Genomic DNA, 19,932 nt, shown 5'->3' with positions numbered 1-19,932 from the left:
GTGTCCTTCCTCTCGGAGACGATGGGGATATGCATTGTTATGAGGGCGGGTTGAAAGAATCCAAGGGCGCGCTCATCAGAATCGACCACTCGCCCTCTGATCAAGCGACATGCAGACGACTGCGATCTCGTCAGAACGTATTCAACCAAAGCCAAAAAAAGAACGCAGCTTGCTCGGTGACTTGCGTTCGTAGAACGGTTTGGTCTCCTTAAGGAAGTAATCACTCAGCCCGGCTTCTCCCGTCAGCACGCGACAAAAATCAACCGGGCCGCCATCTGGCGCTGTGTTCCCAGCGACGTTGCCGGCTTCGCGAATGACCTGCTCGATATCGCCATCTGCTTCGATGCCGACGATCAGGTGCGGTTTTTCATCGATCGAGGCGTCGTGCATCAGTGCCAGAAATGCGCGCTTCACGTTTGGATGTTTGGCCAGCAGTTGCGAGAGCGAGTGAACCATGGCCGATGGATAGTCCGAAGGTTGTCCAAGCAACACATTGGTTTCTTTCTCAACCGTGCGCTGCGTGGCGGGACGGCCGATTTCACCCGAGAGCAGGTGTTGCACTTCATCCGGGACGAACTCTTTGCCGTAGGGCGACTTGGGATTGAGGAAGAGCAACGCGCCCAAGGTGATTTCGAACAGTGACCGGGCGGGGATCTCAACGTAGCTCTGCTCGCTGTCGATGGATTGTTGCAGTGTTGGCAGCGAGGAGAAGAACGGAATGACCGGCGTGCCATCGGGCTTCTGCCAATGGGCGATGCTGATGTTGCTGCCGGCTTCGAGATTGACATGGCCTTGAGCAGCACCCGCTGTGCCGAGGATGTAGACGGTGGAATCCAGGAGCGTGCGATAGAACTCTGGACGATGCGCAGGTTCGTCGGCGGCCAGTCGGAGTGATGTTTCCAGAGGGTTTTCTTGCGAAGTATCCATGAGGTCAGTCCGTTATTTTCGATGGAATGCGATGATTATCCCGCCGCGACGAATATACCTGCATTCACGATGGGGCTTGTCTGAAGATTCCGGATCCAAAGACTTTCAGACACCAGAACCGGCGCAGTAAGTTGCGCTGCTCTACCCAGCACCACAAAACCAACTGTGGGAGCGAGCCTGCTCGCGAAGGCGTCGTGTCAGGCGAATAATTCATAACTGATACACCGCTTTCGCGAGCAGGCTCGCTCCCACATTGGAATTGGGTTGGGCTTCACAACAAACTCCACGAAACCCCAACATAAACACCCATCCCTTCACCCGGTGTCGACCGTGCGGCATCCAGCCCTTTGTCGTCATACCCCGGGGTGACCGTTGCTGCGTAGCGTTTGCCGGTCAGGTTGCGCATGTCCACCCAGCCTTGCCAGTCACCCTTCGGCGCGTTGTAGCCCAGCGTGGCGCCGAACAGGGCGTACGGGTCGGCGTAATAGCTGTTGGCGTAGTCCACGGCCACTTTGGATACCAGCTGCGTGTTCACGGCCGCGAAGAAACCTTGCGGCCAGTCGTAGCGCAGTTCGCCCTGATAGTAGTGCATCGGCAAACCGGGCAGGCGGTTGTTGCCGAAGCGTTCATCGTCGCGGTAGTGGAAATCGCTGAACGTGTAGGCCTGGCGCAAGCTCAACTGGCGCCCGTCGGCGGCGGTCCAGAGTTTGCTGTCGAGGCTGGCCTCGATGCCTTGGTGAACGGTCGGGCTGGCGTTGAGTTCGTAAGGCGTGACGGCGTTGGCGTCGGGCAGTACCGAGAGCAGTTCGTGACGAACTTGCGCGTAGTACCAGGCAAGGCTCCATTCGCCGAAGGCGCTGTCGCCACGGCCGCCGAGTTCCAGGGTGGTGGCAGTCTGGTTTTGCAGTTCGATCGGGTCGCGCTGGGTGCCGGTGGCGGCACCGTTGCCGGCAGGGAAGCGAACGTTGGAGCTGTAGATCAATGACCACGGATGGGGTGCTTCGACGGAGCGGCTGAGGTTGCCGAACACTTGCACGTCCGGTGTGATCTGGTAGCGCAGGCCAATGCGCGGTGCGTAGTCCCAGTCGTTGAGACTGGTTTTGCCGCCGCCCTGCGGGTAGGTCACGGCGCTCTCGCGGCGGGTGTAGATGGCGGCGAGGCCGGTGGTCAGCCAGAGGTCGTCGGCGATTTCCAGGTCGTTACCGAAATGCAGCACGGTGTCCGACCCCTGATAAGTGAAGTTGCGCATACGCGTGCCCGGTGCATAGCTGGCGGTGTTGCCGCTCGGGATGCGCACGAACTCGCTGGCGCCATCGTTGGGCAGGTGCTTGGTGACGCGCAGCCCGACAGTGCTGCGGCTTTCCAGGCCGAACAGGGTGTCGCGGCGCTTGTAGTCGAAGGTGCCGCTGACGTCGGTGTAAGCCACCTTCAGCCGGTTCGGGCCTTCGCGCAAATCCATCGGGTAGTCGTGGTAGACGAGGCCGGTCTGGATGCTCGAATCGTCGTCGAGGTAGAACGTGGTCTTGTTGCCGATGAAGGTACTGCCGGGTTGTTTGCGGCTGTCGTCGCGCGCCACATACGCCGGGTTGGCTGCCCGAGGACTGTGTTCGATGGAATGTTTGGTCACGCGGCCGGCGAGGTCGTTGTCGGTTTCCCGGTAGCGGAAGTAGAAGCGGGTTTCCAGGTTCGGGTTGAAGCGATAGCCGAAGTTGGCGATCAGGCCTTTGCTTTCACTGGCGGTGTGGTCCTGATAGCCATCGGCGTCGGCACCGGTCAGCGACACGTAGTAATCGAAATCCCCCAGCACTTGCCCGGAGCTGACCTGTCTTTGCTGATAACCATGGCTGCCGGTGGCGTAGCGCACTTGCAGTTTCGGCGCGGTATAACCGGTGTGGCTGACGTAATCGATAGCGCCGCCCAGCGCCAGCGCGCCGCGATCAAAACCGTTGGCGCCGCGCAGCACTTCGACATGGTCGACCCATAGCGGCTCGAGCAATTCATACGGAGTGCCGCCGGGGCCGGTCAACGGCAGGCCATCGAGCATCGTATACAGCCCCGAGGCGTGGGCGCCGGGTGCGCGGTTGATCCCCGATCCGCGAATGGAAATCTTCACGCCTTCGTTGCCCGCCGACTGCGCATACACCCCTGGCTGAAAGGCCAGCACGTCCTGATTGCTGGCCACGCGGCCCTGCAATGGCTGGCGCATGTCGACCACGTTGCTGCCGCCGGGCACCTGTTCGAGGCGTTCGCGAGCCTCTTCGACCGCTGCATCCGTGCCGCTGCGCTCATCCGCCGAAATCAGCACTTGCCCCAGTTCCAGACCCTGGGTCTCGGCCATTGCCGGACAGGCCAGGGCCAGACCGAGCAGGGCAGTGGGCAGTGATTTGGACGACGGCATCGAAAAACTCCAGCAAACAGGGGATCGGGCAATGAACAGTGCGACGTCAGAACAAATGCAGGAAACACATGATGATCCGGCTTTTTTCCCCGGCAATGGCAAACAACCGGGCGTGGACTAACCTCACGGATCAGGCCTCCAGGGTCAATAAACAATTTCACTGGGCTGTTGAAGCGCGAGGATCGATTCATGGCGAAAGACAGGAAGAAACCCGCAAAGGCCATAGAACGCCCGCGCTTGAAAAACAAGGACTACCTCGACCAGTTGCGCAAGCTGCACGTGGAGCTGGTCAAGCTGCAGGAGTGGGTCATCGCCAAGGGTGTCAAGGTGTGTATCGTCTTTGAAGGCCGCGATGGTGCCGGCAAGGGCGGCACGATCAAAGCGATTACCGAGCGCGTGAGCCCACGAGTGTTTCGCGTTGTCGCGCTGCCGGCGCCAACCGATCGCGAGAAGAGCCAGATGCATGTGCAGCGCTATCTTCCGCACCTGCCGGCGGGCGGTGAAGTGGTGATCTTCGACCGCAGTTGGTACAACCGCGCCGGTGTCGAGCGGGTCATGGGTTTTTGCACCGAGGAACAGGCCGACAAGTTTCTCAAGTCGATCCCGTGGGTGGAAAACGCCATCGTCGATTCGGGGGTGATCCTGCTCAAGTACTGGCTTGAGGTCAGCCCCGAAGAGCAGACCCGCCGGCTCGAAGCGCGAATCAATGACGGGCGCAAGATCTGGAAACTGACGCCGATGGATCTGAAATCCTACAGCCGCTGGTTCGACTATTCACGGGCGCGGGACGAGATGTTCAAGCACACCGATACCGATCGGGCGCCGTGGATGGTGGCCGACTCCAATGACAAACGGCGCGCACGGCTGAACATTATTACCGATCTGCTCAGTCGCATCCCTTATGAAGAGGTGGAGCGTGACAAGGTCGAATTGCCGAAACGGCAGAAGCCGGGCAAGTACCGGGAGCCGGATTATCCGTATAAGCGGGTGACTGAGCGGTTTTGACATTTGCCGGTTTTTTTGGGGGGCTTGGCGGCCTTTGGGCCGACCATGCGCTGGGGTTTTGGGGGGATATCCGTTTTTTTTGGTGCTGCGGCTGGCGGTTTCGCCCTTACGGCGAGTCACCTTTTCCAGACGCCGAAAAGGTAACCGAAAAGGCTTGCTCCTGCGTTCGGCCCTCGCAGGCTCGGGTTCCTTCGCTACGGGATCGATCCTGGCGCAGCGGCTCCGGTTTGCTTCGCTGCACCTACACTCGCTGTGTCCGACTGCGTCGTACGGTCGCTTCGCTCCCACGCCCGGATCAATCCCTCCGCTCAGCCTTCCGACGTCGCCCGTAGATCAAAGGCACTCGAGCTTGCGCTCATTGTTGAGTGGTGCGGCTTCGCCGCGGGCAGCTGCGCTGCTTTGCTTTTCTGTGGGAGCGAGGCTGCTCGCGATGGCGGCCTGACAGCCGACCTGCTTTTGAGGTTGTGCTCAATCCAACTGTAGGAGCTGCCGAAGGCTGCGATCTTTTGATCTTGATTTTGATTTTGCTTTTGCTTTTCTGTGGGAGTGAGCCTGCTCGCGATGGCGGAGGCACATTCACATTCAATCTGGCAGATATACCGCTGTCGCGAGCAGGCTCATTCCGACCAGGTTTTGTGCATTAACCTCCATCCGTCGTCTGCCCTGAACCTCCTTCTCGCTGTTTTTTCTACCGGGTAAGTCCCTCAGGAGATACCCGTATGTTCGATCAGCAGAAAAAGGCATCACTGGCGGCATGGCGCAAGATGGCGGAGCAGACAGAAGCCGCTCTGGATCCGGAACAGCAATATGACGAGTTGCTCAAGGCCGCCGACGAGATGGAGGAGCAAGGCCTGATTACCAGCGCCGAATGGCGCCAATTGGTGCGCGATGCCGGTAACGTGTTTACCCATAACCAGGAAGAAACGCACGGCTGAAAACTGCCATCGGAGGACTTCCCATGCTCAGTTATCTGTTTATCGGCGCCAACGATGTCGATCGTTCGGCGGCTTTTTACAAGGCGATCCTGACGCCGCTTGGCTACCTGCCTGATTGCGTCGACAAGTCCAACGGCCCCGGCAGCGTACACATTTCAAAACCTTTCAATGGCGAGCGAGCAACGCCGGGCAACGGCATGATGCCGGCGTTTCGCGCCGACTCCCGGCAAAAGGTCGATCAGGTGCACAGGGTGGGGGTGGACAGCGGCGGCACCGACGAAGGCCCACCGGGCACTCGCGAGGCCTACACGCCGGACTTTTATGTGGCCTATTTGCGCGACCCCGAAGGCAACAAGCTTGCTGTGTTCTACAGCGGCTGATGAATGGAGCCTGTCGATTCGGCCCTGATGGCGGCCCGCGCCCAGTTCGCGATCACGATCAGCTTCCACATCGTGCTGGCGGCGTTCAGCATCGGGCTGGCGAATTTCCTCATGGTGCTGGAAGCGTTCTGGTTAAGGACCGGGCGCCAGGTTTATCTGGATGTTTATCGCTATTGGCTCAAGGTGTTTGCGCTGAACGTTGCGGTGGGCACGGCGTCAGGATTGATTCTGGAATATCAGTTCGGCCTCAATTGGTCTCGGCTGTCAGCGCAGGCTGGCGATATCCTCGGCCCGTTGATGTTCTACGAGGTGATGGCGGCGTTTTTCATCGAAGCGGGATTTCTCGGCATCATGTTGTTCGGCCTGAAGAAGGTCGGTCCGCGTCTGCACTTTTTCGCCACCTGCGCGGTGGCGCTGGGCTCGCTGATCAGCGCGTTCTGGATCCTTTCCGCCAATTCCTGGATGCACACCCCCGCCGGCTATGCGATGGGCGCCGACGGGCGTTTCCTCGCCGAGGATTGGTGGGCGATCATTTTCAATCCGTCGTTTCCGTATCGTCTGGTGCACATGCTGCTCGCGGTGTTCATCGGCAGTGCGACGCTGATTGCCGGCATCAGCGGCTGGCAGTTGCGCAAAGCATCAGAGAATCCGCGCGCTCGGCTGCAATTCTCCATGGCGCTGTGGGTGATTGCCGTGCTGATGCCGGTGCAGCTTGTCGTCGGTGATCTGCACGGTCGGCACAGTCTCCACGCTCAGCCGCAGAAAGTGGCGGCCATCGAAGGCTCGTGGACGCGGCCGGCGCCGGGGGCAGGGGAGCCGCTGCGGCTGTTCGCCTGGCCGGATATGGACGAGCGGCGCAATCATTGGGAAGTCGCCATTCCACGCATCGGCTCCCTGTATTTGCATCACGATTTGACTGGCACCATCGCCGCGCTTGATGAATTCCCGGCTGAGGACATCCCGCCCGTCGCGCCAGTGTTTTTCGCGTTTCGGCTGATGGTCGGCCTGGGGCTGCTGATGCTCGGTCAGGGCGTGATCAGCCTGGTTCTGCGTCGGCGCAATCGCCTGTACACCGCGCGCGGATGGCGGGGTGCTTGCGTGCTATTGGCGCCAGCCGGGTTTCTGGCGATGCTCAGTGGCTGGGTGGTTACTGAAGTGGGGCGACAGCCGTTTACGGTCTATGGGCTGATGCGTACGGCTGACAGTCTGTCGTCAGTGTCCAGGGCGCAAGTCGTCGGGTCGACCTGGTTGATCCTGCTGTTTTATCTGCTGGTCTTCGGTATCGGCCTATGGGTGTTGCTGCGCCTGCTGCGTGAGCCGCCGCAGCCGGATCAACCGGGGCCGCAGCCAAGCCTTGCGGACGAAACCGGGCACTGAGGAGGCGCACACATGGACACGGACTGGCTGACACTGTTGTGCGCCGCCGCGCTGGCATTTTCGGTAATGAACTACGTATTGCTCGACGGCACCGATCTGGGCGTCGGCATGCTGATGGGCCTCACAAGTTGCAGCCAGCAGCGGCGGGCCATGGCGGTGACGATTCTGCCGGTATGGGACGCCAACGAGACCTGGCTGGTGCTCGGCGGCGGTGGGCTGCTGGCGTTGTTTCCGCTGGCGTACGCGATTTTGCTGCCGGCGCTGTATGTGCCTTTTATCGTGATGTTTCTCGCCTTGATTGCACGCGCCATGGCGTTGGAGTTCCGCGACTACGCAGCGAACGAACAGCGCAAAAGAATCGTCGACGGCGTACTGGCGCTGGCTTCGTTGCTGACCGGATTTGTTCAGGGCATGGTGCTTGGCACCCTCGTGCATGGCGTTGCGCATCAGGGCGGTCAGTACATCGGCGATGGCCGCGACTGGCTGAACCCGTTTCCGGTGTTTTGCGGTCTGGTGCTGGTGCTGGGTTATCTCTGCCTGGGGACGTGCTGGTTGTACTGGCGCACCGAGGATGAACTGCAACGACGCTCGGCGCGTCAGGCCCGCGTGCTGGCGCTGGTCGTCGTGGCGTTTCTGATGGTGCTGATCGGTTGGACGGCGACGTTGCAGCCGCAATACGCCCGGCGGCTTGCCAGTATCTGGCTGTGGCTGCCAGCGGGGATGGTCGTCAGCGCATTAGCGATGGTGTTCATCAATGGTTTGCGCAGCCGCTTCGATTGCGTGCCGCTGTTCGCCGCACTGGGCGTCTTTGTCCTGGCCTTCGCAGTGATGCTGGTCGCGCTGTATCCCTTCATCGTTCCGCCGGATCTGACCTTGAGCGAAGCCGCTTCCAGCCCGACCAGCCAGATCTTCATGCTGGTCGGTTTCGCCGTGCTGATCCCGATCACTCTGGCCTACAACACCTTCGGGTTTCGCGTATTCAGCGGCAAGGTTCGAGTTGCCGAGCACAGTTGAGACTCAGGTCACCCGGCCTTTTTTGCTGACTGGCGACAATCTCGATGCGCGTAACAGATCAGCAAACGCCGCTTTGTCGATCGGCCGACTCATGAAATAACCCTGCACCTCGTTGCATTGATCCTTGCCGAGAATCGCCAGTTGCTCCTCGGTCTCGACGCCTTCGGCAGTCACCGTCAAACCCATGGCCTTGCCCAGGCCAATGATCGCCTGCACCACGGCGCGATCATTGGTGCCGCTGCTGATCGAGGCGATGAAACGTTTGTCGATCTTGATCCCGTCGAATGGATAGGCGCGCAGGTAACCGAGGGATGAATAGCCAGTGCCGAAGTCGTCCATGTTCAGGCGTACACCGAGTTCTTTGAGCTGGTTCATGGTGGTGAGCGCGCCATCGGTGTCGTTGAGCATAACGTTCTCGGTGATCTCCAGCTCCAGGCGACTGGCGGGGAAGCGCGTGTCGACCAACACTTCGCGAACGTCCTCGACCACATCGCTAAGGGCAAATTGCGCAGGCGAAAGGTTGACCGAAAGGAGAATGTCATGGGGCCAGTCCAGCGCGGTTTCGCAGGCTTCGCGCAGGACCCAGCGCCCCAGCGGCACGATCAGGTCGGTCTGCTCGGCCAGCGGAATGAACACGTCCGGCCCGAGCAAACCTTGGGTCGGGTGCTGCCAGCGCACCAGCGCTTCGACCGAAACAATCTGTTTGCCATCGACTTTGTAACGCGGCTGATAGTGCAGAACGAACTCGTTGTGCTTGAGCGCATGGCGCAGGTCATCTTCCATTTGCCGGCGCGTCTGGATCTGGTCGCTCATGTGCGCTTCGAAATAGCACCAGGTGTTCTTGCCGTCGGACTTGGCCTGATACAGCGCGATGTCGGCATAGCGAATCAGGTCGCTGGCGACGAAGCCGTGACGACGGCTCAGAGCGATGCCGATACTGGCGCCGATATGCAGCGGATGCTGCTCGTAATTGATCGGCTGATGCAGGCTGCCGATCAGCCGTGTGCAGAACTTGTCGATCTCGTGATGGCTGTCCATGCCGTTGAGCACCACGACAAACTCGTCGCCGCCGAGGCGCGCGACGATGTCGTTTTCACGGGTGCATTCGCGCAGACGCGTGGCGACTTCCTGCAATACCGCATCACCGGCCGGATGGCCGAGGGAATCGTTGATCGGCTTGAAGTTGTCCAGATCGATCATCAGCAGCGACAGCGCCGGCGCGTGTTCTTTCAATATCAGCACTTCATCCAGATACCGCGCCAGTTTGTTGCGGTTGGGCAGACCGGTCAGGGCGTCGTGCATCGACAGGTGCTGGATCTGCGCGTGGGCGGCGACCTCGTCGGTGATGTCGCTGGCGGTACCGCGATAGCCGACGACGCTGTCCTTGTCGAAAATCGGCCGAGCGGAGAGCCGGCAGTGACGCGGTTGCCCGGAGTGGTCGCGGTAGGTGCAGCGCAAATCCCCCGCGCTGTTTTCTTCGCTGAGTTTGCGCAGCCACAGTTCCAGCGGCGTGGTATCGCACGTCAGCAACTCACCAATGTCTTGCCCCAGCCAGAAGGCCTGTGGGTAGCCGGTCACCTCGCTGAACCGCGCCGACAGGTACGTCAGCGCCAGTTGACCATCGACTTCCCAGATCCAGTCCGAGGCCGCTTCGGCAACCGCACGAAAGCGTTCCTCACTGGCTTCGAGCGCATGATTGGCCGTCTCCAGTGCCTGATTCGACGCCTGCATGGCATGAATGCTGTTGTCGACGTATTGCGATGAGCGCAAGGCATGGCGGAAGAAATAGGCGGTGAGCAGCATCAACACCAGAAACGTCGCGCCGAGCGGTGGCACCAGCGACCACAACAATTGCTGGCCGGGTCGTTGCAGGTCGGCGACCAGGCTGTAGCCGGTGCTGTCGAGTGGCACACGCGGCTGACCGGATTCAATCGTTTCGTCCGGGGCAAGGGTCAGATTGGTCAGGCCATAACCGCTGCCGATCTTGCGCAGTTTGGTTGGGGTCAGCTTGTCGACGAACACCAGTACCGAGGTATTTCTCAGTTCATCCAGCGGGCGTTCATCGTTGGGGATGATTGCGGCAGCGGTGATCAGCGCCGGCCAGCCTTCGAACAGCGAATAGCTGCTGACCGGTTTGGTCAGGTCGGGCTGCCCCAGCACTTGCTCGACCAGCGCCGGGGCGGAGGCTTGCAGCACCGTGGACACGTCGGTCTCGACCATCTGCCCTCGAATCACTGCGTACTTGGTGCGCTTGCGATCAAGGACGAACACGCCGTCATAGCCATCGGTGGTGAACAGGGTCTTGCCCATGTTCTGTTCGGTGTACGCCCATTCGGTGTCGACCGGCCCGCTCAACGCCTCAAAGGCGCGGGTCCAGTAGGCGTAGCTGGTGATGTAGTTTTTCGACGCGGTGATGCGGTTTTCCACCGCGCGCACGGAATAGAACTGATTCTGTTCCAGGTCCTTGCCATCGAGGGTTTTGGCGATGCCCAGCAAGGTGCTGATGGCGGCTATGACACCGGCAACGAACAGCGCGCCGACGGCGATGGCCAGGCGTCGGGTCACGGCGCGTTGCGGGGTGGGGATTGGCTGCGCAGCGAGAGTTACGGCCATGTGCTCGTCCTTGATCCGGTATCTTGGGAATCTAGAACAATGGCGCGGGCACAATGTTCAGATTGTTGTTCTATGACATCGCCTGATTTGTTCAAAGTGTAGCGAATCCCACGGGATTTCCAGCATCGCCGGCCAGCGGCGAATCCCGAAAGGGCGAGACTTCCCGCACAAAAACCGGATAATGGCCGCCATTCGTTTAGCCGTATTCTGGTAATCCCGCATGGAAATCAAGGTCAACTTTCTCGACAACCTTCGACTTGAAGCCAAGTTCGACGACTTCACGGTGATCGCCGATCAGCCCATCCGCTACAAGGGCGATGGCTCGGCACCGGGACCGTTCGACTACTTCCTGGCGTCGTCGGCCTTGTGCGCGGCTTACTTCGTCAAGCTGTACTGCGACACGCGCAACATCCCGACAGAGAACATTCGCCTGTCGCAGAACAACATCGTCGACCCGGAAAACCGCTACAACCAGATCTTCAAGATTCAGGTGGAATTGCCCGCAGACATCTCCGACAAGGATCGCCAGGGCATCCTTCGTTCCATCGACCGCTGCACCGTAAAGAAAGTGGTGCAGACCGGCCCCGAGTTCATCATCGAAGAAGTCGACAACCTCGACGCCGATGCCCAGGCCTTGTTGATGCCGCAGTCCGATTCCCAAGCGGGCACCTACATTGCCGGCAAGGACCTGCCGCTGGAACAGACCATCGCCAACATGTCGAAGATCCTTGCCGACCTCGGCATGAAGATCGAAATTGCCTCTTGGCGCAACATCGTGCCGAACGTCTGGTCGCTGCATATTCGCGACGCACATTCGCCGATGTGCTTCACCAACGGCAAGGGCGCGACCAAGGAAGGCGCACTGGCTTCGGCGCTGGGCGAGTTCATCGAGCGCCTGAACTGCAACTTCTTCTACAACGACCAGTTCTGGGGCGAAGACATCGCCAATGCCGAGTTTGTGCATTACCCGGACGAGAAATGGTTCAAGCCCGGACCGAAGGACGAGTTGCCGAGCGAGATTCTCGACGACTGCACTCTCGGCATTTACAACCGTGACGGTGAGTTGCGCGGCTCGCACCTGTACGACACCAACTCCGGCAACACCCAGCGTGGCATCTGCTCGCTGCCGTTCGTGCGCCAGTCGGACGGCGAAGTGGTGTACTTCCCGTCCAACCTGATCGAAAACCTCTACCTGAGCAACGGCATGAGCGCCGGCAACACCCTGGCCGAAGCGCAGGTGCAATGCCTGTCGGAGATTTTCGAGCGTGCAGTCAAACGCGAAATCCTCGAAGGCGAAATGGCCCTGCCGGATGTGCCGCAGGAAGTGCTGGAGAAATACCCGAGCATCCTCGCCGGCATCAAAGGCCTGGAAGAGCAGGGCTTCCCGGTGCTGGTCAAGGACGCCTCGCTGGGCGGTGAATTCCCGGTGATGTGCGTGACCCTGATGAACCCGCGCACCGGCGGTGTTTTCGCCTCATTCGGCGCGCACCCGAGCCTGGAAGTCGCGCTGGAACGCAGCCTGACCGAACTGTTGCAGGGCCGCAGTTTCGAAGGCCTCAATGACTTGCCGCAGCCGACGTTCTCCGGGCAGGCGGTCACCGAGCCGAACAACTTCGTCGAGCACTTCATCGACTCCAGCGGTGTGGTGTCGTGGCGCTTCTTCAGTGCCAAACCAGACTTCGAATTCGTCGAGTGGGACTTCTCCGGCCAGGGCGAAAATTCCAACGCCGAAGAAGCCGCGACCCTGTTCGGCATCCTCGAAGACATGGGCAAGGAAGTCTACATGGCGGTCTACGAGCACATCGGCGCCAAGGCCTGCCGCATCCTCGTGCCGGATTATTCGGAGATCTACCCGATCGAAGACCTGATCTGGGACAACACCAACAAAGCCCTGCAATTCCGCGCCGACATCCTCAATTTGCACAACCTCAGCAAGGTCGGCCTGCGTAATCTGGTCCAGGGCCTGGAACGCAGCGAGCAGGACGACTACACCGATATCACTACGCTGATCGGCATCGAGTTCGACGACAACACGCCGTGGGGCAAGCTGACGATCCTGGAACTGCGCTTGCTGATCTACCTCGCGTTGCAAAAGTTTGACGAGGCCAAGGATCTGGTGGAGGCGTTCCTGCAGTACAACGACAACACCGTTGAGCGCGGCTTGTTCTATCAGGCGGTCAACGTGGTGCTGGAGATGGAGCTGGATGAAGATCTGGAGCTGGAGGATTACGAGGCCAATTTCCGCCGGATGTTCGGTGACGAGCGCATGGATGCGGCGATTGGATCGGTGAATGGCAGCGTGCGCTTTTACGGTTTGACGCCGACGAGCATGAAGCTGGAAGGGCTGGATCGGCATTTGCGCTTGATCGAGAGCTATAAAAAGCTCCATGCGGCGCGGGCGGGTGTGGCGGCTTTGTCGCGTTGAAGAGCTGGCTCAGAACGTTTCGCTTTCGGCTTGAGTATGGCTGCGTGGCTTGAACCGCAGCCCCTCACCCCAGCCCTCTCCCGAGGGAGAGGGAGCCGATTTTCAAGCTTTTCAGAATTTGAGTTCGACTCGGTTTCCCAGGTCGGCGTATTTCCACAAGACACCTCGGTCAGTTCCCTCCCCCTTTGGGAGAGGGCTAGGGTGAGGGGCTTTGGCTTTAGCGGCCATGCGCTGCATCCGCCAACTGCCCCGTATCCACCCGCACAAACACTGAATCGCCCACCGCCGTCAGCACTTCCCCTGCATACACCTCGCAAATCACCCGGGTCTTGCGCCCGACCTCACCTTCGACCCGCGCGCGCAAGAGCAGCGGTACGCCCATCGGTGTGGGCTTGATGAACTTGATCCCAAGGTTGCCAGTCACGCAGTCGATGCGCGGCAGGCTGCCGGCTTCGCGGTTTTCCGCGCGGTAGTGCCAGGCCATCGCGGTCCAGTTCGAGTGACAGTCGACCAGCATCGCGATCAGTCCGCCGTAAACCAGATCCGGCCAGCCGCAGTATTGGGCTTCAGGCAGGTGTTCGGCGATCACATGGCGGCCGTCGTCGTCCCAGCGGCTTTTGACGTGCAGGCCATGCGGGTTGCGGCCCCCGCAGCCGTAGCAAACGCCTTCGGGGGCGGCGAGGTCTTGCAGTGGGGTGTCGTGGCTGGACATGGCGGGGGTCATCCTGGGGTGGCAAGGCCGGACAGGCGCAAGCGATTGCGGCCGCCGCGTTTGGACTCGTAGAGCGCGGCGTCGCCCAGTTCGATCAGCGCATCCAGACTGGCCGGTGGTCTGTCGAACAGGGTAGCGCCGATGCTCAGGGTCACCGCAGCAGACGTGGGATAGGTGTGCGACGCCAAGGCCAGAAACTGTTCGCGCAAGGCATTACCCAGTTCAAGAATAGCTTCGGCTGAAGCGTTGTTGAGCAGCATCAGGAATTCATCGCCGCCCAGGCGCGCGGTCAGCGCATGGGCGGGCAGCCGGGCGCGGATCATTTCGCTCAAGGCGATCAGCAAGCGGTCGCCGGCGATGTGCCCGTACTGATCGTTGACCAGTTTGAAGTTGTCGATATCGATCAACAACAGCGCACCCGGGCGTTGCGCGCAAACTCCGGCCAGCAGGCGTGGCGTGCGTTTTTCAAGGGCGCGGCGGTTGTAGAGGGCGGTGAGCGGATCGCGCTCGGCGAGGCGGGCGATCTGCTTTTCCCGGCGATAACGCTCGGTCCCGGTCATCGACAGGGCGATCAGCATGATCGCCATGGCGCCTTCGACCAGCGAGATCTGAATGATCTCGCCGCGAAACGCCGCCAGATCGATCAGCGTGCCGGGGATTACTACGGTCAGGGCCTTGGCGACATAAAAGATGCCGTGGCCGAGCAGCACATAACGCAATTGCACCGCGCCGACGCTCAATGATTTGCCGTGCGGACGCAGCAGCGAACTGGCCTTGAGTGTGGGAATCGCCACCAGCAGCGAGTTGGCCACCAGCATGGCTTTGGACCACAGCGGCCCGTCCGGCAATAACAGCATGATCAGCCACGTCGCGAAAATCAGGTACCACGCCGGCGACAGTCGGGCCTGGGTGAAGCGTGCCACGCCGAGCAGGAAAAAGAAGTGTGCGGTCACCAGCAGGCCATTGGCGAACCAGATGCCCAGCAGCAGAAAACCACTGCTGCGCAGCAGGGCGAGGGTGGAACCGATAGTGATGGTGGCGAAACCGGCGCTCCAGAACAGTAGCGAAGGCTCACGGATACTGCGCCACTCGACCGCCAGGTACAGCGCGGCAGCGGCTGCGAGGGCGATCGTGATGGTCAGCATCGTTGGCGGGTCGAGCGGCATTTCCGGGCAGGCCTGTCTGTATGGCAATAGGCCTGCGATTGTAAGCGTTTGGTCAGGTTTTTCGCAGGGGAAGCTTTGCCGGGCAGACCACTGGCGCTCCAGCATTCACTCTTGCGGGCGTAGCCAGGTGTCGACAACACGGCGATCGAGCTCTTCCCAGTAGGCCATGCCCAGCACCCGCGTGGTATTGAGCCCGCGCAGGTAGCCGCGCAGTTGGTGAGCAGTGTCGCGAATCAATTGCGCATCGTCGGTGTTTTTGTCCAGCAGCACGGTTTCGTACTGGACCAGGTATTCCGCCACCCGCTCGCGATATTCGGGCAGCACGGCGTCACGGATCAGATCAAACGTTCTCAAGGCGAGACCCTCATCATTTTTTTTGGTAGGTCCAGTGTGCATCAGTCTGCGTGGCACGCAACTATTGCTGGAAGTAATAGTGACCATCAAGAAACGCAAGTTCTGCTTTGCCGGCGATCGGCGGAAAATCGCCTCCATCGAAGACGCAGCTCAAGGAAATTGCGCGATGAATGTTCTGACTCGACTGGCAATGATCGCCCTGCTGATGGGCGGGTTGGTGACCGCACCGGCTTACGCAGACGACGCCCGGTCGTGTCACCTGCAACCCATCGCCGCCAGCACCTCGGCGTTGCAGCACACGCAGACCGTGGGTGTATTGCTCAGCGAAAACACGCTGCAGAACCTGCAATACCTGGAGCGCTACCACGACATGGCGCTGAACGGCGCGAAAGACGCGCTGGACTCGCGAATCCGCGACGCCTTTGTCGGCAGCTCCGATCCGGAACTGGCGCTCGACTGGCTGGTGAGTTCGCTGCAGCAGCAGTTCGTCTCGGTGACTGTTTACGACAACCTCGATGCGCTGTTGCAGGCCCATCCGGATGTGGTGGTCAAGCTCGACACCTTCAATCGCTTGCTGACCCAGCGCAACAGTCTGGTCGAGGCGCGCTTTTCCGCGCGGTTCTACGACGCCGATCTGCAATACATCGGCAAGGCCGAAGGAGCGATCGAGCGAGAGCTGCCTTCGGTCTGGGTGCACAACCAGGCGGCGCCGCAAGTCGCTGCACAGATCAATCAGCAGCGTGACCTGCAACTCGACGCGCTGAAGCAATTCGATGTATCGCTCAAGGCCTTGGTGGCGTCGAGCTGATTCTCAAAAAAAATTGAATGGCAGCGGCGATGCCGTGAAGTCGAACCGTTGCCGGTTGAACCGAACCTTTATTTTCAGGATTACCCCCGATGCGTGCTTTATTCGTGCCTGCCATGGCTTTGGCTTCCCTGTTGCTCGCTGGTTGTGCTTCGGCGCCGAACGATCCGACCCTGACGTTGCAGACCAGCAAGACGCCTGCGCAATACGCTGAATGTGTGGTGCCGAAGTTGCAGGGCAGTGCGTTGAATCCGACGGTTTCGCAGAGTCAGCGCAGTTATCGGATTGTGGTGCCGAGCAAGGTGTCGGCGGATAACGTGCTGGAGGCCTACAAGGCGGGCAAGGGTGGCAAGGTGTTCATTTATGAGCGGCATTTGCTGGCGTCGAATTTGTTGCCGTCGAGTTTTGAGCGGGCGGCTCAGGATTGCATTTGATCTGAGCGCTTGGGTGGTTTTTTACAGAGCTCCTTTGGTTGGCCGCAACCAACCAATTTTTTGGCCCCACACTGGTTTTCCGGTTGTGGGGTTTTTTTTGGGGGCTTGGCGGCCTTTGGGCCGACCATGCTCCTTTTGGGTTTGGGTGTATATCCGTTTCTGCGGTAACGGCTTCTTATGGTTCCGCTCTTACAGCGGGTCACTTTGGCAGACGCCCCAAAGTAACCAAAGGTCTGTGCCCTGACGTTCGGCCCGCTCGCTTAGGCTCGGGGTTCCTTCGCTGCGGGATCGATCCTGGCGCAGCGGCTCCGGTTTGCTTCGCTGCACCTACACTCGCTGTGTCCGACTGCGTCGTACGGTCGCTACGCTCCCACTCCCGGATCAATCCCTCCGCTCAGCCTGCCGACGGGCTCCAGGATCAAAAGCGGAACTCGAGCTTGCGCTCATTGTTTGTAGGAGCTGCCGAAGGCTGCGATCTTTTGATTTTCTGTAGGAGCGAGCCTGCTCGCGAAGGCGGCCTGGTAACCGACCTGTTTTTGAGTGGAGTGCGATCCAATTGTAGGAGCTGCCGAAGGCTGCGATCTTTTGATCTGGCCTTTGCTTTTGCTTTTCTGTTGAGAGCAAGCCTGCATTGGACGTTGGGTGTTGGCCAATTCCTGTCCACGCCACAGAAACCTGTGGGAGCTGGCTTTCCAGCGAAGGCGGCCTGACAGACGCCCCTTTTCTCACTGAATGTACGCAATCAAACCTGTGGGAGCGAGCCTGCTCGCGAAGGCGGTGTGTGCCGCGATCACGAACAGCGCTCCGGAACCCGTTCACCCAGTCACACACCCAGCCGGCACTTTTCCCGCAAACGTATCTACCAGACTCGCCACCACCATTTCCCCCATCCGCGTACGCGTCTGCAATGTTGCACTCGCCCGATGCGGTTGCAGCACCACCTGTTCGTTGGCAAACAAAACTTCTGGCACGTTCGGTTCGTCGACGAACACATCCAGCCCAGCCCCGGCAATCTCGCCAGCCGCAAGGGCGGCGACCAGATCCGTTTCGTTCACCAGTTTGCCCCGGGCGACGTTGACCAGGTAACCGTCCTTGCCCAGCGCCTGCAGCACTTGCGCGTCGATAATCGCTTCGCCCTTGTCCGCCGCGGCGGCGAGGATCAGGGCGTCGCTGTCGCGGGCCAGTTGTTTGAGGTCGGCGACGAAGGTGTGGGGGACGTCGCTCATGGGGTGCAGATCGGTGTAGCTGATCGGGCAGCCGAAGGCGGCGGCGCGGGTGGCGATGGCGCGGCCGACGCGGCCCATGCCGACGATGCCGATGCGCATGCCGGAGACTTGTCGGGCCAGGGGCAGGGGCGCGAGGGGGGTTGGGCTTTGCGGCCATTGGCCGGAGCGTACGTAGCGGTCGCTGGTGCACAGGCCGCGGCAGACCGAGATGAGCAGGCCGATGGCGAGGTCGGCGACGTCTTCGGTGAGGGCGCCGATGGTGGCGGTGACGCGGATGCCGCGGTCGCGGGCGTAGGCGAGGTCGACGGCGTCGGTGCCAACGCCGTTGACCGCGACCACTTCCAGGTTTGGCAGTTGCGCCATCAGCGCCTGGCTGATGCCGGTGTGGCCGCCGGTGATGACGCCGCGGATGTTGGCGCCGTGTTCCTCTATATAAGCGGGCTTGTCCGTCTGCTGGAAGTAGCGGCGTACGGTGAACAGTTCTTCCAGGCGCGCGTTGATTTGCGGGATCAGGATCGGGCTCAGTTGCAGGATTTCTGGCTTCAGGGCTACCTCGTTACGCAATAAAAAGGCCGGCTCAACCGCGGCCGGCAAACGGCATGGCGCTGGCCATGACGGTCATGTTCAGGACGTTGGCCGACAGCGGCAGGCCGGCGATGTAGCGCACCGCATCGGCGACATGTTTGACGTCGACCATTGGCTCGACGGCGATGCTGCCGTTGGCCTGGCGCACGCCTTTGGTCATGCGCACCGACATTTCCGTCAGGGCATTGCCGATGTCGATCTGGCTGCAGGCGATGTTGAATTCGCGGCCGTCCAGTGCCAGGGATTTGGTCAGGCCGAGCACGGCGTGTTTGCTCGCGGTGTAGGCGCTGCTGAACGGGCGCGGTGTGTGTGCGGAAATCGAACCGTTGTTGATGATCCGACCGCCCTGCGGCTGTTGTTTGCGCATCAGCCCGAACGCGCCGCGGGCGCAGAGGAAGACGCCGTTGAGGTTGGTGTCGATCACGTTACGCCATTGCTCGAACGTCAGTTCATCCAGCGGCACGGCGGGGGCATTGACCCCGGCGTTGTTGAAGACCACGTCGAGGCGGCCGTAAACCTCGGCAATCGTCGCAAACAGCACGTCGACACTGGCCGGATCACGCACGTCAGTGGGTACCGCGAGTGCTTGATGACCTTGGCTCTGCGCCAACTCAACCAGTGTTTGCAACGGCTCGGACCGGCGGCCGGCGAGCACGAGAGTGAATCCATCGGCCATCAGGCCCAGCGCCACGGCGCGGCCGATGCCACTGCCGGCGCCGGTGACCAGCGCGACTTTCAAAGGGGTGGTCATATTGTTGTTCTCCTATATTCAGAATCCGACGGATCAGGGCCGTGGGCCGACGCGCATTTGCAATTGACCGATGCCGTCGATGCCAGCGCTGATCACGTCGCCCGGTTGCAGGCTGTCGACGCCGGCGGGGCTGCCGGTCATGATCAGGTCGCCGGCGCGCAGGGCCACGGATTGCGAGATGCGGGCGATCACTTCGCTGACCGACCAGATCTGGCTGTCGAGGTTGTCGCGCTGGCGCTCTTCGCCGTTGACGTTCAGCCACAACTCGCCCTCGGGATGGCCGGAGCGGCTCACCGGGACGACGGCGGTCATCGGCGCGGCGCCGTCGAACACCTTGGCGCCTTCCCACGGCAAGCCGTTGCTCTTGGCCGCGCGTTGCACGTCGCGGCGAGTCAGGTCGAGGCCGGCGGCGTAGCCCCAGACGTAGGCCAGAGCCTGATCTTCAGGAATGTTGGCGCCCCCTTCACCGATAGCGACGACCAGTTCGATTTCGTGAACGAAGTCCTCGCACACCGAAGGGAAGGCCACGTCGCCGACGGCATCAACTACGCAACTTGCCGGTTTCATGAAGAACACCGGTGGCTGGCGCGACTGGCCTTGAGTGTCCGGCCACGGGTAGTTGCGGCCGACACAGAACACCCGGCCAACGGGGAAGCGTTGCTCGCTGCCGAGTACCGGCAGGGTTACGGGCAGATCCGGGGTAAAGACGTATTCGGTCATGTTCATCCTGCGGGTCATCCTGTTTGAAAGGGCAGCGTACGGCGGCTGGCGTCGGCGAAGTTGGACGAAAGCCGCCTGCGTTTGGACAAATCCGGGTTTTTCCGC

At 60.7% G+C, this 19,932-nt stretch carries 17 protein-coding genes; 8 read left to right on the top strand and 9 right to left on the bottom strand.

From position 1 onward, the window contains the following. Nucleotides 1–141: 141 nt before the first annotated feature. Nucleotides 142–927, bottom strand: coding sequence for an enhanced serine sensitivity protein SseB (gene sseB, locus AEQ63_RS03785; RefSeq protein ID WP_064361828.1), 786 nt, complete (start codon nt 925–927; stop codon nt 142–144). A 271-nt stretch (nt 928–1,198) separates the two neighbouring features. Beyond that, nucleotides 1,199–3,325 carry a TonB-dependent receptor family protein gene (locus AEQ63_RS03780; RefSeq protein WP_064361827.1) on the bottom strand — a complete coding sequence of 709 codons (2,127 nt, stop codon included), beginning with the start codon at nt 3,323–3,325 and terminating at the stop codon, nt 1,199–1,201. 189 nt (nt 3,326–3,514) lie between these two features. Here AEQ63_RS03780 and ppk2 point away from each other — a divergent pair, with 189 nt between their 5' ends. From ppk2 to cydB, 5 genes are all read left to right on the top strand, one after another. Beyond that, on the top strand, nt 3,515–4,330 hold the full coding sequence (gene ppk2, locus AEQ63_RS03775) for a polyphosphate kinase 2 (protein WP_064361826.1): 816 nt from the start codon (nt 3,515–3,517) through the stop codon (nt 4,328–4,330). 719 nt (nt 4,331–5,049) lie between these two features. Further along, on the top strand, nt 5,050–5,265 hold the full coding sequence (locus AEQ63_RS03770) for a hypothetical protein (RefSeq protein WP_064361825.1): 216 nt from the start codon (nt 5,050–5,052) through the stop codon (nt 5,263–5,265). 23 nt (nt 5,266–5,288) lie between these two features. Beyond that, on the top strand, nt 5,289–5,645 hold the full coding sequence (locus tag AEQ63_RS03765; protein ID WP_064361824.1) for a VOC family protein: 357 nt from the start codon (nt 5,289–5,291) through the stop codon (nt 5,643–5,645). A gap of 3 nt (nt 5,646–5,648) precedes the next feature. After that, nucleotides 5,649–7,022: a cytochrome ubiquinol oxidase subunit I gene (locus AEQ63_RS03760; RefSeq protein WP_064361823.1), complete on the top strand. Its 1,374-nt coding sequence runs from the start codon at nt 5,649–5,651 to the stop codon at nt 7,020–7,022. A 12-nt stretch (nt 7,023–7,034) separates the two neighbouring features. Beyond that, a complete protein-coding gene (gene cydB / locus AEQ63_RS03755; RefSeq protein WP_064361822.1) occupies nt 7,035–8,036 on the top strand; it encodes a cytochrome d ubiquinol oxidase subunit II in 1,002 nt (333 codons plus the stop codon). Between the two features lie 3 nt (nt 8,037–8,039). On the opposite strand, the gene AEQ63_RS03750 is transcribed toward cydB, so the two are convergent. Then, nucleotides 8,040–10,649 carry a bifunctional diguanylate cyclase/phosphodiesterase gene (locus AEQ63_RS03750; RefSeq protein ID WP_042610286.1) on the bottom strand — a complete coding sequence of 870 codons (2,610 nt, stop codon included), beginning with the start codon at nt 10,647–10,649 and terminating at the stop codon, nt 8,040–8,042. A gap of 220 nt (nt 10,650–10,869) precedes the next feature. On the opposite strand from AEQ63_RS03750, the gene AEQ63_RS03745 reads away from it, so the two are divergent. Next, nucleotides 10,870–13,074, top strand: coding sequence for an OsmC domain/YcaO domain-containing protein (locus AEQ63_RS03745; protein WP_064361821.1), 2,205 nt, complete (start codon nt 10,870–10,872; stop codon nt 13,072–13,074). A 217-nt stretch (nt 13,075–13,291) separates the two neighbouring features. Here AEQ63_RS03745 and AEQ63_RS03740 read toward each other — a convergent pair whose 3' ends face one another. The 3 genes from AEQ63_RS03740 to AEQ63_RS03730 all read right to left on the bottom strand — a co-directional run bounded on the left by AEQ63_RS03740 (nt 13,292) and on the right by AEQ63_RS03730 (nt 15,306). Next, nucleotides 13,292–13,786, bottom strand: coding sequence for a PaaI family thioesterase (locus tag AEQ63_RS03740; RefSeq protein WP_064361820.1), 495 nt, complete (start codon nt 13,784–13,786; stop codon nt 13,292–13,294). Nucleotides 13,787–13,794: 8 nt separating this feature from the next. Further along, nucleotides 13,795–14,952, bottom strand: coding sequence for a GGDEF domain-containing protein (locus AEQ63_RS03735; RefSeq protein ID WP_042610289.1), 1,158 nt, complete (start codon nt 14,950–14,952; stop codon nt 13,795–13,797). Between the two features lie 105 nt (nt 14,953–15,057). Then, nucleotides 15,058–15,306, bottom strand: coding sequence for a hypothetical protein (locus tag AEQ63_RS03730; protein WP_042610412.1), 249 nt, complete (start codon nt 15,304–15,306; stop codon nt 15,058–15,060). 166 nt (nt 15,307–15,472) lie between these two features. Between AEQ63_RS03730 and AEQ63_RS03725 the strand changes: the two genes are divergently transcribed. Both AEQ63_RS03725 and AEQ63_RS03720 read left to right on the top strand, forming a co-directional pair. Then, on the top strand, nt 15,473–16,114 hold the full coding sequence (locus tag AEQ63_RS03725; protein WP_064362043.1) for a class II glutamine amidotransferase: 642 nt from the start codon (nt 15,473–15,475) through the stop codon (nt 16,112–16,114). A gap of 89 nt (nt 16,115–16,203) precedes the next feature. Further along, nucleotides 16,204–16,545 (top strand): hypothetical protein, encoded by a 342-nt coding sequence (locus tag AEQ63_RS03720; protein ID WP_042610291.1) that lies wholly within the window; start codon nt 16,204–16,206, stop codon nt 16,543–16,545. An 815-nt stretch (nt 16,546–17,360) separates the two neighbouring features. Here AEQ63_RS03720 and AEQ63_RS03715 read toward each other — a convergent pair. From AEQ63_RS03715 to AEQ63_RS03705, 3 genes are read right to left on the bottom strand one after another with little or no spacing between them, the layout of a single operon-like run. Next, nucleotides 17,361–18,317, bottom strand: coding sequence for a 2-hydroxyacid dehydrogenase (locus tag AEQ63_RS03715; RefSeq protein ID WP_064362042.1), 957 nt, complete (start codon nt 18,315–18,317; stop codon nt 17,361–17,363). 31 nt (nt 18,318–18,348) lie between these two features. After that, nucleotides 18,349–19,107 carry an SDR family oxidoreductase gene (locus AEQ63_RS03710; RefSeq protein WP_064361819.1) on the bottom strand — a complete coding sequence of 253 codons (759 nt, stop codon included), beginning with the start codon at nt 19,105–19,107 and terminating at the stop codon, nt 18,349–18,351. A 33-nt stretch (nt 19,108–19,140) separates the two neighbouring features. Beyond that, nucleotides 19,141–19,833, bottom strand: a complete 693-nt coding sequence (locus AEQ63_RS03705; protein WP_042610294.1) for a fumarylacetoacetate hydrolase family protein — start codon at nt 19,831–19,833, stop codon at nt 19,141–19,143. Nucleotides 19,834–19,932 lie beyond the last annotated feature (99 nt).

This window comes from Pseudomonas sp. RIT-PI-o (assembly GCF_001297215.1).
Taxonomy (GTDB): Bacteria; Pseudomonadota; Gammaproteobacteria; order Pseudomonadales; family Pseudomonadaceae; genus Aquipseudomonas; species Aquipseudomonas moraviensis_A.
This window is presented reverse-complemented; position numbering and strand designations above follow the sequence as displayed.